General features: G+C 64.1%; 11 protein-coding genes, 1 other RNA gene and 2 pseudogenes. 4 read left to right on the top strand and 10 right to left on the bottom strand.

The window, feature by feature from the left end:
* Window positions 1-40: 40 nt before the first annotated feature.
* The 10 genes and pseudogenes from ACE3P2_RS19710 to ACE3P2_RS19665 form a co-directional block, all read right to left on the bottom strand.
* On the bottom strand, window positions 41-262 hold the full coding sequence (locus tag ACE3P2_RS19710; RefSeq protein WP_374267658.1) for a hypothetical protein: 222 nt from the start codon (window positions 260-262) through the stop codon (window positions 41-43).
* The gene (locus ACE3P2_RS19705; protein WP_374267656.1) at window positions 163-591 is read right to left on the bottom strand and encodes an Arm DNA-binding domain-containing protein; all 429 of its coding nucleotides are present in this window, start codon (window positions 589-591) and stop codon (window positions 163-165) included. The genes ACE3P2_RS19710 and ACE3P2_RS19705 overlap by 100 nt, the downstream gene beginning before the upstream one ends.
* A 155-nt stretch (window positions 592-746) precedes the next feature.
* Window positions 747-1,110, bottom strand: a transfer-messenger RNA (tmRNA) gene (gene ssrA / locus ACE3P2_RS19700).
* A gap of 217 nt (window positions 1,111-1,327) precedes the next feature.
* Window positions 1,328-1,561: pseudogene (locus ACE3P2_RS19695) on the bottom strand (HAD hydrolase-like protein); the annotation flags it as partial.
* Window positions 1,562-1,669: 108 nt separating this feature from the next.
* Window positions 1,670-2,749: pseudogene (locus ACE3P2_RS19690) on the bottom strand (IS256 family transposase).
* A gap of 110 nt (window positions 2,750-2,859) precedes the next feature.
* Complete coding sequence (locus tag ACE3P2_RS19685) at window positions 2,860-3,072, bottom strand: hypothetical protein (protein ID WP_374267654.1); 213 nt, start codon at window positions 3,070-3,072, stop codon at window positions 2,860-2,862.
* Complete coding sequence (gene ubiG, locus ACE3P2_RS19680; protein WP_374267652.1) at window positions 3,065-3,760, bottom strand: bifunctional 2-polyprenyl-6-hydroxyphenol methylase/3-demethylubiquinol 3-O-methyltransferase UbiG; 696 nt, start codon at window positions 3,758-3,760, stop codon at window positions 3,065-3,067. The genes ACE3P2_RS19685 and ubiG overlap by 8 nt, the downstream gene beginning before the upstream one ends.
* A 120-nt stretch (window positions 3,761-3,880) precedes the next feature.
* Window positions 3,881-4,606, bottom strand: coding sequence for an OmpA family protein (locus ACE3P2_RS19675; RefSeq protein ID WP_374267664.1), 726 nt, complete (start codon window positions 4,604-4,606; stop codon window positions 3,881-3,883).
* 89 nt (window positions 4,607-4,695) lie between these two features.
* Window positions 4,696-6,009 carry a TRZ/ATZ family hydrolase gene (locus ACE3P2_RS19670; protein ID WP_374267650.1) on the bottom strand — a complete coding sequence of 438 codons (1,314 nt, stop codon included), beginning with the start codon at window positions 6,007-6,009 and terminating at the stop codon, window positions 4,696-4,698.
* A 70-nt stretch (window positions 6,010-6,079) separates the two neighbouring features.
* Window positions 6,080-6,811: an OmpA family protein gene (locus tag ACE3P2_RS19665; protein ID WP_374267648.1), complete on the bottom strand. Its 732-nt coding sequence runs from the start codon at window positions 6,809-6,811 to the stop codon at window positions 6,080-6,082.
* Window positions 6,812-6,999: 188 nt separating this feature from the next.
* On the opposite strand from ACE3P2_RS19665, the gene gyrA reads away from it, so the two are divergent.
* From gyrA to hisC, 4 genes are read left to right on the top strand one after another with little or no spacing between them, the layout of a single operon-like run.
* Window positions 7,000-9,597, top strand: coding sequence for a DNA gyrase subunit A (gene gyrA / locus ACE3P2_RS19660; protein WP_374267646.1), 2,598 nt, complete (start codon window positions 7,000-7,002; stop codon window positions 9,595-9,597).
* A gap of 25 nt (window positions 9,598-9,622) precedes the next feature.
* Window positions 9,623-10,705 carry a 3-phosphoserine/phosphohydroxythreonine transaminase gene (serC, locus tag ACE3P2_RS19655; RefSeq protein WP_374267644.1) on the top strand — a complete coding sequence of 361 codons (1,083 nt, stop codon included), beginning with the start codon at window positions 9,623-9,625 and terminating at the stop codon, window positions 10,703-10,705.
* Between the two features lie 22 nt (window positions 10,706-10,727).
* Window positions 10,728-11,819, top strand: coding sequence for a prephenate dehydratase (gene pheA / locus ACE3P2_RS19650; RefSeq protein WP_374267642.1), 1,092 nt, complete (start codon window positions 10,728-10,730; stop codon window positions 11,817-11,819).
* An 18-nt stretch (window positions 11,820-11,837) separates the two neighbouring features.
* Window positions 11,838-12,935 (top strand): histidinol-phosphate transaminase, encoded by a 1,098-nt coding sequence (hisC, locus tag ACE3P2_RS19645; protein ID WP_374267640.1) that lies wholly within the window; start codon window positions 11,838-11,840, stop codon window positions 12,933-12,935.
* The last annotated feature ends 10 nt before the right edge of the window (window positions 12,936-12,945 follow it).

Genomic DNA, 12,945 nt, shown 5'->3' with positions numbered 1-12,945 from the left:
TGAAAGTAGGTCATCGTCAGACTCACCATACAACACCCCCTCAGGCACATGCCTCAGGGGGTGTTACGCTTTGGGGGAAAAAAGAGTCATCCGGCCGGTGTCGTGGCACGAATGGAATGGCAAGTTGATGCTGGCATTCAGTGGTCAGCACCTCGGGGGCGTTCAGGTCGGCAACGGGCTTGCCGCCGATCCACGGGAACACGTCCCGCTCGAAGCGCTTGATGATCTTGTCGGCGTGGTCGGACGTCCAGGTGGGCAGCATCTTGCTGTACCACTCGCGGGCGACAGCCTCGAAGCTGTTGCGACCGCATCGGCGCGGGCGTGCTTGTGGGCCTTGCGGTGTTCGCCTGGATCGACTCCATCCGCCAGCAGTCGGCGGGCTTCATCGCGGCGCTCGCGGGCCAGCTTGAGGCCAACGTCGGGATAGACGCCCAAGCTAATCCGCTTGTCCTTGCCCTCGATGCGGTATTTGAGACGCCACCACTTGCCCCCACTGGGGGCAACTTCAAGGTAGAGGCCTTTCTCGTCCGACAGCTTGAAGGCTTTCTCGCTGGGCTTGGCGGTGCGGATCGCAGCATCGGTGAGGGGCATTTGGGGGCAACTCCGGCGGGTGGGGTGATAGTTGCCCCCACTTGCCCCCGAAATGCAATGGCCCTGTTTTCGGACTACTATGGACGTAAAAAAGGCCGAGAGTCCTGATTTTGCTAGGTTTCTCGGCCTTCTCCGGATCACTCCGGACTCGATTTTGGTGGAGCTGGGGGGAATCGAACCCCCGTCCGCAAGTCCTCTACAGTCAGTTCTACATACTTAGCCGACCTATTTGGGTTTAACCCGGGGTTTAGCCAGCCGGCAAGCCGACCACGGGCGAGTCACCTAATATTTCGCGCGGGATCAAGTAACCCGATCCTCTGCTAGTTCCTGTAAATGACGCTGCACTGGGTTTTACCCCATCTGACCCAGGAACGAATCAGTACAGCGGCTTAGGCCTTAAGCGGCCAGAGCGAAACGCTCGTCGTTGGCGTTTGTAGTTTTCCAGTTGATTTACGAGGTGACTGGTCCTCGGTATGCCCTGATCTGCTTTGCAACCCACGTCGAAGCCAGGTCAGCCCCTAGTGTCACTACTTTAGTTTTGGCTCACGCCGAAAAGTTCCAAATCATACCACGTCATTTGTTGTACTCGATGAAGGAAAGAGCGTCCATCGGATGGTCGACGATGTGATGAGCGCCCCGGGTGTCGATGGAGGTTCGTCGGCCCAGATAACCGTATCGCGCTGCCAGGGGGGGCATTCCAGCTGCTTGGCCAGCATGGATGTCCCGAAGTTCATCGCTAACGTAAATAGCGCGCTCCGGTTCGATTCGGGTGAGCGTGCGCGTGTAACAAAAAGTCCGGAAAGGGCTTGGCCCGTGGGGTTGTGTCGCCACCGACCACGCATGCGCAGCGGCCTGCCAGACCGAGGGCGTCTACGAGGGGCCGCGCGAGGTGGTCAGGTTCTTTGGTGACGATGCCCCAGATTATTCCGCGTTCCTCCAGAGGCTTCAGCAGTGTTGCCATGCCATCGAAAGGGAGTGTCCGTAATTTTGTGTTTAAGGCGAGTGTTGAGTGATCCCGGCCTTGGCCGGGATCACTCGGAGGTTTTCATTTTGTCACCGCCGGGATGAAACGCTCGCCTTATAGGATGGCGAACTGGTTCATGGCGGCTTTCCAGTATGTGATTGCATTCTTCCAGTCGGCGGTGATGTTGCGCAGCGCCAGCCAGATCAACTTGGTGGCGGCCTCGTCCGTCGGGAAGTGGCTCCGCGTCTTGATGACCTTGCGCACCCGGGCGTTGAGGCTTTCGATAGCATTGGTGGTGTAGATCACCCGCCGTACTTCCGGTGGAAAGGCAAAGAACGGGGTCACTTCCTCCCACGCCCGGCGCCATGCGGCAGCCACCGTCGGGACGCGCCGGCCGCATTCACCTTCGCTGAAGTCCGCCAGCGCCGCCTCGGCCATGCCCTTCAGGCCGTCGGTGACGGCGATCAGGATGTCCTGGCAGCCGCGCAGCTTCAGGTCATTGAAGACCTTGAGCCAGAACTTGGCCCCTTCGGTCTGCTCGATCCACCGCCCGAGCACGTCCCAGCAGCCATCGGCCCGCACCCCGAGCGCCAGATACACGGCCTTGTTGCGCACCACGCCGTCCTCGCGGATCTTGACCCGCAGCGCATCGAAGAACACCACCGGATAAACGGCCTCGAGCGGCCGGCCCTGCCACTCGCGCACTTCGTCCAGCACCGCGTCGGTGACCTGGCTGATGAAGTCCGGCGAGGCCTCCGCGTGGTACATCTGCAGCAGAAACGCCTGAATCTCCCGCACGCTCATCCCGCGGGCGTACATGGCGATGATCCGGTCGTCGAAGCCCGTGAAGCGTCGTTCGTGCTTGCCGATCAGCTGGGGCTCGAACTGTCCGGCCCGGTCCCGCGGCACGTCGATGCGCAGCGGCCCGTCGTCGGTGAGCACGGTCTTGCCACTCGTGCCGTTCCTTTGGTTGGTGCTCGCTTCGGGCTTGGCCTCACCCTCGGCGTAGCCTAGGTGATGACTGAGCTCCGCCTGCAGCACCCGCACGATCAAGGCCTTCTTGATTCTGCGCATCACATCCTCGACCGCTCAGGCCGTCATCGGCCCCGTCACGACCTGATCGAGCCACTGCTGGGCACCTTCCGGCAACGCCGCTACCGGCGGCAGCGGCAACTTCGGTTTCTTCCTTGGCATAACACGTCCTTTCAGGTTTCACGTTATGCCTCAAACACAAAAATCGGACAGGCTCCATCGAAAAGCCGGGTCTTGCCGCACAGGTGACTGGCATAAAGTGCAATAAAGCGTCAGGAGAGTGCGAGGCAGTAGGGAGCATCGGGAGTCAGGCCGAAGCTGGCGTCGAGCATGCCTCGCACACCCCGGGAGACTTCGGTACGAATCGTTGCTAACGGGGTCGGCGGGATGCCATGCTCCGTTTGCAGGTGAGGCAGGACGTCGGCAAAGTCCGGAGCGGTGTCGGTCAGCGTTCTGTCGAGGTCGAAGAAAACGGCATCAGGCATGCCGGGTGGTGTGCATCAGATAATTGACGTCCGTGTCGCGCCCGAGAGCATAGTGCTTGTTGAACGGGTTATAGCTCATCCCGATCAGTTCCTGGACTTCGAGACCGGCATTTCGGACGTAGCGGGAGAGTTCGGATGGTTTGATGAACTTGGCGTATTCGTGCGTGCCCATGGGGAGCAGCTTGAGGATGTATTCTGCCCCTACAACCGCCATCAGGTATGACTTGAGGTTGCGATTGAGGGTCGAGAAGAAAACATGTCCGCCGGGTTTGACGAGGCTTGCACATGCGCGGATCGTGCTTGCCGGATCGGGGACGTGCTCGAGCATCTCCATGCATGTGACGATATCGAAGCTGCCGGGGGCTTCGTGGGCGAGATCTTCTGCTGCAATGTGCCGGTAGTCGACGGTCTGACCGCTTTCGAAGAGATGGAGGCGGGCCACGCCGAGTGCTTTTTCGGACAGATCGACGCCCGTGACTTGGGCGCCGCGGGTGGCCATGGATTCGGCGAGAATGCCGCCGCCGCAGCCGATATCGACGACTTTCTTGCCGGCAAGGCTTGCCTTGGCGTCGATCCAGTCTAAGCGCAGTGGGTTGATCTGATGCAGTGGCTTGAATTCGGATTCGGGATCCCACCATCTATGGGCGAGGTCGCTGAATTTCTGCAGTTCTGCGGGATCGGCGTTCATGGTGAAGTGTCTGCTGCGGATGGATGACAGAATGGAATTGTATTGCGACAAGGCTTTAAAACAAAAAGCCCTGCAGGGCAGGGCTTTTTGAGCACGACGTGAAATCGGACTGTCGGCGGATTACTTGGTGCCGATGACTTCGATTTCGACGCGACGGTCCGGCTGCAGGCACTCGACCAGCTTCTTGTTGCGGCCGTTTTCCTTGCCGAGGTTCTTGCACTTGTCGCCGGTGACGGGCTGCTTCTCGCCCTTGCCTTCGGTGTAGACGCGGTTAGCTTCGACGCCCTTGCCGACCAGATAGGTCTTGACGGCGGCAGCACGCTTCTCGGAAAGCTTCTGGTTATAGCTGTCGCTACCGATGCGGTCGGTATGGCCGACGGCCAGGATGACTTCCAGCTTCACGTCCTTGGCCTTGGCGGCCAGGTCGTCAAGCTTGGCCTTACCGGCGGGCAGCAGAACGGCCTTGTCGAATTCGAAGAGGGCATCAGCGGCCAGCTTGACCTTTTCGGCGACCGGAGCAACGCCAGCGGGAGCGGCGGCCTTGGCGCCAGCAGCCGGGGCGGCACCGACGACGCACTTGTCAGCCGGGACGACATCCTTGTCGCACTCGCAGCCAACCGGAACTTGACCGGCCATGGTGTTTGCAGCGGCGGCGGGGGTCCAGTAGCCAGTGCGCCAGCACAGGTCGAAACCGCTACGGGCGACGACGTTGCGGCCATCGATCACGTAAGGCACTTCGCCTTTCGTATCAACGACGACGTCTTTGGCGAAGCTGGCGGAGGCGGACAGGCCGAGAGCGGCAAGTGCGGCGGCCATCAGCAGTTGTTTTTTGGCTTGTTTGATCATCGTTTTCCTCGTCGCAAGGCAAAGGGGTAGAACCGGAAAATTCATCCATGTCGCCGGAGAGCACTATGAACTCAGGCAGCATATCCAATTCATTGGCGGAGCTTATTCTGCCATAGGCGAGCAATGCCCAATAGCTCCGTGTTGGTTATTTGCAACAGTTTCCCACGCTTGAGGCGCTGTTGTCCACCGACCCAGACGTCAGAGACGCAGCGGCGATCGAGGACATGTAGCAGGTGGGAAACCGGATGGTAGCAGGGGAAGGCGTCGGGTTCATCGATCCGGACTGCGGTGATGTCGGCGGACTTGCCGGCGACGAGGGAGCCGATCTGCCCATCGAGCCCGAGCGCGCGGGCGCCGTCGAGGGTGGCCATGCGCAGGGCGCGGTGGGCGGGCAGGGCTGACGCGTCGCCGCTGTCGAGCTTGGCGAGCAGGCTGGCCTGGCGCATTTCGCGGAACAGGTCGAGGCGGTTGTTGCTGGCTGCGCCATCGGTGCCGAGGCCGACCGAAAGACCGCGGTGGACGAGTCGGGTGATCGGGGCGGTGCCGCTGGCGAGCTTCATGTTGGAAGTGGGGCAGTGGGCGACGGCGCACTGGTGCAGGGCGAGCCGGTCGATGTCTTCCGGGGCGAGGTGAACGGCGTGGACGCCGATCAGATTGGGGCCGAGCAGGCCGAGAGCTTCCAGGCGGGTGATTGGACGCTGGCCGAAGTCGCGCAGGCTGTCCGCGATCTCGCCGGCGGTTTCGTGGAGGTGGATGTGGATCGGGATCTCGAGTTCGGCGGCGAGGGCGCCGACGCGTTCGAATGTCTTGTCGGAGACGGTATAGGGCGCGTGGGGGGCCAGCGCGAAGCCGATCAGCGGGTGATCTCGCCAGGCGTCGCGAGCGGCGAGCCCTTTACGCAGGAAATCGTCGGCGTCGGTGGCGTACTGGCACGGAAAGTCGAGCACGGTGATCCCGAGGGTCGCGCGCAGGCCGAGTCGGTCGAACGCTTCGGCGGTCGCTTCGGGGAAAAAATACATGTCGTTGCAGGTGGTGATGCCGCCTTGCAGCATCTCTGCCGCGGCCAGCAGGCTACCGTCTCGCACGAAGGCGTGGGAGGCGTGGCGTGCTTCGGTCGGCCAGATGGCTTCCTGTAGCCAGCGCATCAGGGGGAGGTCGTCGGCGAGGCCGCGCATGAGGGTCATGGCGGCGTGGCAGTGCAGATTGACGAGACCGGGAATCAGGATGTGATCCGGCAGGGGCACGGTCTCGGCGGCGTCGAAGCGGGTGCGCGCCTCGCCGATGGGCAGGACGGCGACGATGCGTTCGTCCTTGATGGCAACGGCGTGGTGTTCGAGCGTGGTGTCGGCGGGCTCGACCGGGATGATCCAGCGTGCTTCGATGAGCAGGTCGATGGGCGTCATGGCGGTTCTCGGTGGATATAAAACAAACCCCGCATTGCGCGGGGTTTGTCGGAAGTGGCGTGGGGCGGCCTTATTGTTGTCTGGCGGGGCCTTTGACGTCGATGGTGACGCGGCGGTTCGGGGTCAGGCAGTCGATGAGCTTCTTGCGGCCGAGTGTGTCGTCGCAGCGCTTGATCGGCTGGGTCTTGCCGGCGCCCATTGTGTCGATGTTGGCAGCCTTCAGGCCCTTGCCGACGAGATAGGCCTGAACGGCGTCGGCGCGCTTCTCGGAGAGCTTCTGGTTATAAGACTGGGTGCCGAGGCGGTCGGTGTGGCCGGTGACGATCACCGAGCTGACTTCGGCGCAGGCGCTCAGCTTGCCGAGCACGGCGCTGTCGAGGGCGGCACGGGCGGACGGGGTGAGCGCCGATTTGTTGAAGGCAAATGCGCTGTCGGCGGGCAGGGCGTAGCTGAAGTCGCAGCGGGCTGGCGCGCTTGCTGCCACGGTGGGTGCTGCGGCAGGGGCCGGAGCCGCGCCACGGGCTGCGGCAGGGGCGCATTTTTCGGTGCCGACGACGTCCTTGTCGCATTCGCAGCCGACCGGGACTTCGCCGGCCTTGGTCTCGGCCGCCGCGCCGGGCGTCCAATAGCCGGTGCGCCAGCACAGGTCGGTGCCGCTCTTGACGACCGCGTTGCGCTGGTCGATGGCGTAGGGTACTTCGCCCTTCGGGTCGACGACGATGTCCTTCGACTGAGCGTTCGCGGTCAGGCTGGCAAGCAGCAGCGTGGCGGCGCACGTCAGGCGGAGCGGGGCTGTGGTCATGGGTTTCCTCCTCGAAATAGGTGGGGCGCTCGTGGCGTCCGTCTTGTGATGAATTAGCCGCCCGATTAGAGCATACGATGGCGGCGGCTCACAACGCGGGGGTGCAGCGGGTCGGGAGTGGGCTGGTCCGGCGTGCTAAACTTGCACCTTTTCGTCTTTTCGACGAATCGTCGATTCTTCGCGGTGCCATGATCCCGTTCGCCAAAGAAACCTTACCCATCAGTCTCGAAGACGAGATGCGTCACGCCTACCTGGATTACGCGATGAGCGTGATTGTCGGGCGGGCCTTGCCGGATGTGCGCGACGGCCTCAAGCCGGTGCATCGGCGCGTGCTGTTTGCGATGCACGAGCTGGGCAACGACTGGAATAAGGCTTACAAGAAATCCGCCCGTATCGTCGGCGACGTGATCGGTAAATATCATCCGCACGGCGATCAGTCGGTCTACGACACCATTGTGCGGATGGCTCAGGATTTCTCGCTGCGCTACATGCTGGTCGACGGTCAGGGCAACTTCGGCTCGGTGGACGGCGACAGCGCGGCGGCGATGCGTTACACCGAAATCCGCATGGCCAAGATCGGCCACGAACTGCTGGCCGACATCGACAAGGAAACCATCGACTTCGGCCCCAACTACGATGGCTCGGAGAAAGAGCCGCTGGTGCTGCCCGCGCGCATCCCGAACCTGCTCATCAATGGTTCGGGCGGCATCGCGGTGGGCATGGCGACCAACATCCCGCCCCACAACCTCACCGAGATCGTCGACGCCTGCCTCAGGCTGCTGCAGGATCCGGCGACGACGATCGACGAGCTCATCAAGATCGTGCCCGCGCCGGACTTTCCGACCGCCGGCCTGATCTACGGCCTGTCGGGCGTCCACGAGGGCTACCGCACCGGCCGCGGCCGCGTCGTGATGCGCGCGCGCACCCACTTCGAGGACATCGGCAAGGGCGACCGCCAGGCGATCATCGTCGACGAGCTGCCCTATCAGGTAAACAAGAAGACCCTGCTCGAGAAGATCGCCGAGCTGGTCAACGACAAGAAGATCGAGGGCATCAGCGAGCTGCGCGACGAGTCGGACAAGTCCGGCATGCGCATGGTCATCGAGCTCAAGCGCAACGAGATGCCCGACGTGGTGCTGAACAACCTGTTCAAGCAGACCCAGCTGCAGGACACCTTCGGCATGAACATGGTGGCGCTGGTGGACGGCAAGCCGCGTCTGCTCAACCTGCTGCAGATGCTCGAGTGCTTCCTCGCCCACCGGCGCGAGGTGGTTACCCGTCGCACCATCTTCGAACTACGCAAGGCCCGCGAGCGTGGCCACATCCTCGAAGGCCTCGCCGTCGCGCTGTCGAACGTGGACGAGATCATCGCCCTCATCAAGGCCGCGCCGACGCCGCCCGAGGCCAAGAAGGCGCTGATGGGCCGCCAGTGGCGCTCCACCCTCGTTGAAGAGATGCTCCAGCGCGCCGCCGCCGACAGCTTCCGTCCCGAAGGGCTGGCGCCCGAGTTCGGCCTGTCGGCGCAGGGTTACCGCCTCTCCGACGCCCAGGCCCAGGCCATCCTCGAACTGCGCCTGCAGCGCCTCACTGGTCTCGAGCAGGACAAGATCGTCGCGGAATACCGCGAGGTGATGGACACCATCGCCGACCTGCTGGACATCCTGGCCCGGCCCGAGCGGATCACTGCGATCATTGGCGATGAGCTGGCGCTCATCAAGCAGCAGTTCGGCGACCCGCGCCGCTCCGAGGTGGTGATGAACACCGCCGACATCAACATCGAAGACCTGATCGCGCCGCAGGACATGGTCGTGACCCTGTCCCACACCGGCTACTTCAAGCGTCAGCCGCTCACCGACTACCGCGCCCAGAAGCGTGGCGGGCGTGGCAAGCAGGCCGCGGCGGTGAAGGACGACGATTTCGTCGATCAGCTGTTCGTGGCCAACACCCACGACCACATCCTGTGCTTCTCGAACCGGGGCCGCCTGTACTGGCTCAAGGTGTATGAGGTGCCGGAAGGCAATCGCAACGCCCGTGGCAAGCCCATCGTCAACCTCTTCCCGCTGCTCGAAGGCGAGAAGATCACTGCGGTGCTGCCGGTCAAGGAGTTCGACGAGGGGCACTTCATCTTCATGGCCACCGCCCAGGGTACGGTCAAGAAGACGCCGCTCACCGACTTCTCCAACCCGCGCAAGGCCGGCATCATCGCCGTGGGCCTGGACGAGGGCGATTACCTCGTCGGCGTGGCGATCACCGACGGCGCCCACGACGTGATGATGTTCTCCGATGCCGGCAAGGCCGTGCGCTTCTCAGAGAACGACGTACGCCCGATGGGCCGCACCGCCCGTGGTGTGCGCGGCATGATGCTCGAGGACGGCCAGACCGTCATCGCGATGCTGGTGGCCAGCGACGAGGCCCAGAGCGTGCTCACCGCCACCGAGAACGGCTTCGGCAAACGCACTCCGATCGCCGAGTACACCCGTCACGGCCGCGGTACCAAGGGCATGATCGCGATCCAGACCTCCGACCGCAACGGCAAGGTCGTCGCCGCGACGCTGGTGACCGAGAAGGATCAGATCATGCTGATCACCACCGGTGGCGTGCTGGTGCGTACCCGTGTCTCCGAGATTCGCGAGATGGGCCGCGCCACCCAGGGCGTCACGCTGATCTCGGTGGACGAGGGCAGCACGCTCTCCGGCGTGCAGAAGATCCTCGAAGGTGAGGAAGAAGAGCAGGACGGCGTCCACGAGGCGGACGGCGACGATCTCGCGCCCGCGGCGGATGCCTGATCGACACGACGGAAGGATTCAGACGATGCGTATCTTCAATTTCTCGGCGGGCCCGGCGGTTTTGCCCGAGGCAGTGCTCGAAGCCGCCCGCGACGAACTCCTCGACTGGCACGGGTGCGGCATGGGCATCATGGAGATGTCCCACCGCGGCAAGGATTTCACCGGCGTCATCGAGGCGGCGGAGGCCGACCTGCGTGCCCTGATGGGCATTCCGGCCAACTACAAGGTGCTGTTCCTGCAGGGGGGGGCGACGCTGCAGTTCGCGCAGATCCCGATGAACCTGCTGGCCGGCGGCTCGGCCGATTACGTCGTCACCGGCTCGTGGTCGAAGAAGGCCTTCAAGGAGGCCCAGCGGTACGGCGCCGTGCGTCTGGCCGGCACCACCGAGGCAGGCAAGTTCACCGCGCTGCCCGCGGCGGCTGATCTGAGCTTCGACCCGTCAGCCGCCTACGCTCACATTTGCACCAACGAGACCATCCATGGTGTCGAGATGTTCGACCTGCCGGCGGTGCCCGCCGGGGTGCCGATCGTGGCGGACATGAGCTCCCACATCCTGTCGCGCCCGATGGATGTCTCGAAGTACGGCCTGATCTACGCCGGCGCCCAGAAGAACATCGGTCCGGCCGGCCTGGTCATCGTCATCGTACGCGAGGATCTGCTCGGCAAAGCCGCGCCGACCACGCCGTCGGTGCTCGACTACGCGGTGATGGCCGAGAACGGTTCGATGCTCAACACACCGCCGACCTTCGGCATCTACCTGGCCGGCCTGATCTTCAAGCACCTGCTGGCTCAGGGTGGCCTGGCGGCGGTCGAACAGGCCAACATCGCCAAGGCCCGGTTGCTCTACGACGCCATCGACGGGTCCGGCGGTTTCTACCGCAACCCGGTCGACGTGGCCTGTCGATCGCGCATGAACGTGCCCTTCACCCTGGCCGACGGCGCACTCGATGCCGCCTTTCTGGCCGAGGCCGCCGAGCGCAGGCTGTCGGGCCTCAAAGGCCACAAGTCGGTGGGCGGAATGCGCGCCTCGATCTACAACGCCATGTCCATCGACGGCGTGCGTGCGCTGGTCGAGCTGATGCAGGATTTTGCCGCGCGCAAGGCGTGAGCGCGGATTTTCGGGAGAACCCATGAACGAGGAGATGCTCAAGGAGCTGGGCGTGGTGCGCGGCCAGATCGATGCCATCGACGCGCAGATGCTGGCGCTGCTCAACGAGCGCGCGCGGTGTGCCCAGCACGTGGGCGAGATCAAGGCCAAGTACGGCGAATTCGGGCAGGTCTACCGCCCCGAGCGCGAGGCGCAGGTGCTCCGGCGCATCCAGGATCTCAATGCCGGGCCGCTGCCCGACGAGAGCGTCACGTTCTTCTTCCGCGAGGTGATGTCGGCCTGCCTGTCCCTCGAGAACCCGCTCGGTGTTGCCTTCCTCGGCCCGCTGGGCACGTTTTCGGAGAGCGCTGCCGTCAAGCACTTTGGCCACGCGGCGCGGCTCGCGCCCCAGGGCAGCATCGACGACGTGTTCCGTGAGGTCGAGGCGGGCCACGTTCAGTATGGTGTGGTGCCGGTCGAGAACTCCACCGAGGGCGCCGTCGGTCGCACCCTCGACCTGCTCTTCGGTACGCCCCTCAAGATCTGCGGCGAAGTGGTCGTGCGCATCCATCAGCACCTGATGAGCCGCGAGCAGCACCTCGGCGACATCCGCAAGGTGTATTCCCACGCCCAGTCGCTGGCCCAGTGCCACGAATGGCTCAACCGCACGCTGCCGGGCGTACCGCGGATTCCCGTCGGCAGCAACGCCGAGGCCGCGCGGCTGGCGTCGCTGGAGCCGGGTACCGCGGCCATCGCGGGCGAGGCGGCGTCCGAACGCTACGACCTGCCGCGACTCGTCGAGAACATCGAGGACGAGCCCAACAACACCACCCGTTTCCTGGTGATCAGCCGCCACGACGCCGGTCGCTCCGGTGCCGACAAGACCTCCCTGATCATGTCGGCCACCAATCGCCCCGGCGCGATGTACGAACTTCTCGCCCCGCTGGCCGATTCCGGGGTGTCGATGAGCCGTCTCGAATCCCGCCCGGCCCGTTCGGCCCTGTGGGAATACGTCTTCTACGTGGATATCGAGGGGCACCGGGACGATCCGGCCCTCAAGCTCGCCCTCGACGCCCTTGCATCCCGTGCCGCTTACCTCAAGGTGCTGGGGTCCTATCCCCAGGCCGTGTACTGATTTCTCCTGGAGTTTCCGATGCGTTTGTGTGACCTGGCGCCCGCCCACATCCGGGCGATTTCCCCGTATCAACCCGGCAAGCCCATCTCCGAACTGGCCCGCGAGATGGGGCTGGCCAAGGCGTCCATCGTCAAGCTCGCCTCCAACGAGAACCCGCTCGGCGTCGGCGAGAAGACCCGTGCTGCGATGCTGGCCGCGCTGGCCGACATCGCGCGCTACCCGGACGGCAACGGCTTCGAGTTGAAGGACGCGCTGTGCCGCCGCTACGGCGTGGCGATGGACGAGATCGTCCTGGGCAACGGTTCCAACGACATCCTCGAGATGGTCGCCGGTGCTTTCCTGGGCCCCGATCGCGACGCGATCTTCGCCCGCCACGCCTTCGCCGTGTATCCCCTCGCGACCCAGGCGGCCGGCGCGCGCGGCATTGAAGTGCCGGCGAAGAATTTCGGGCATGACCTCGACGCGATGCTCGCCGCGATCACTCCGGCCACGCGCGTGATCTTCATTGCCAACCCCAACAATCCGACCGGTACCTTCATTCCCGGCCCGGAGCTCGAGGCCTTCCTCGCCCGCGTGCCCGCCGAGGTCCTGGTGGTGCTCGACGAGGCCTACACCGAGTACCTCGCGCCGGCGCAGCGCTACGACGCCGTGGCCTGGATCGGTCGCTTTCCCAATCTGCTGGTGAGCCGCACCTTCTCCAAGGCTTACGGCCTTGCCGGCCTGCGCGTCGGTTACGGGCTTGGCAACCCGGCGGTCATCGACCTGCTGAACCGCGTGCGCCAGCCCTTCAATGTCTGCAGCGTGGGCCTTGCCGCGGCGGCGGCGGCGCTGTTCGACGATGACTTCCTGCAGCGCAGCTACGAACTCAACCGCGATGGCATGAAGCAACTGTGCGACGGCTTCCAGCGCCTCGGCCTCGACTGGATTCCGTCCGCCGGCAACTTCGTCACCTTCAAGGTCGGCGACGGCGCAGGTGTCAACCAGCGTCTGCTGCGCCAGGGTGTCATCGTCCGGCCCATTTCAGGCTACGGCATGCCCGAGTGGCTGCGCGTCTCCATCGGTCTCGAAAGCGAGAACGCGCGCTTCCTCGACGCCCTGCCCGACGCCCTCGCCTGAGCGGTGCCGG

The organism is Zoogloea sp., assembly GCF_041911615.1.
GTDB lineage: Bacteria > Pseudomonadota > Gammaproteobacteria > Burkholderiales > Rhodocyclaceae > Zoogloea.
This window is presented reverse-complemented; position numbering and strand designations above follow the sequence as displayed.

What these genes read in the sequence shown, in the direction of transcription:
- ACE3P2_RS19705 (WP_374267656.1), bottom strand. Translation starts at nt 591, where the DNA reads ATGCCCCTCACCGATGCTGCGATCCGCACCGCCAAGCCCAGCGAGAAA.
- ACE3P2_RS19685 (WP_374267654.1), bottom strand. Translation starts at nt 3,072, where the DNA reads ATGCCTGATGCCGTTTTCTTCGACCTCGACAGAACGCTGACCGACACC.
- gyrA (WP_374267646.1), top strand. Translation starts at nt 7,000, where the DNA reads ATGATCCCGTTCGCCAAAGAAACCTTACCCATCAGTCTCGAAGACGAG.
- ACE3P2_RS19665 (WP_374267648.1), bottom strand. Translation starts at nt 6,811, where the DNA reads ATGACCACAGCCCCGCTCCGCCTGACGTGCGCCGCCACGCTGCTGCTT.
- ACE3P2_RS19710 (WP_374267658.1), bottom strand. Translation starts at nt 262, where the DNA reads ATGCTGCCCACCTGGACGTCCGACCACGCCGACAAGATCATCAAGCGC.
- pheA (WP_374267642.1), top strand. Translation starts at nt 10,728, where the DNA reads ATGAACGAGGAGATGCTCAAGGAGCTGGGCGTGGTGCGCGGCCAGATC.
- hisC (WP_374267640.1), top strand. Translation starts at nt 11,838, where the DNA reads ATGCGTTTGTGTGACCTGGCGCCCGCCCACATCCGGGCGATTTCCCCG.
- ACE3P2_RS19670 (WP_374267650.1), bottom strand. Translation starts at nt 6,009, where the DNA reads ATGACGCCCATCGACCTGCTCATCGAAGCACGCTGGATCATCCCGGTC.
- serC (WP_374267644.1), top strand. Translation starts at nt 9,623, where the DNA reads ATGCGTATCTTCAATTTCTCGGCGGGCCCGGCGGTTTTGCCCGAGGCA.
- ACE3P2_RS19675 (WP_374267664.1), bottom strand. Translation starts at nt 4,606, where the DNA reads ATGATCAAACAAGCCAAAAAACAACTGCTGATGGCCGCCGCACTTGCC.
- ubiG (WP_374267652.1), bottom strand. Translation starts at nt 3,760, where the DNA reads ATGAACGCCGATCCCGCAGAACTGCAGAAATTCAGCGACCTCGCCCAT.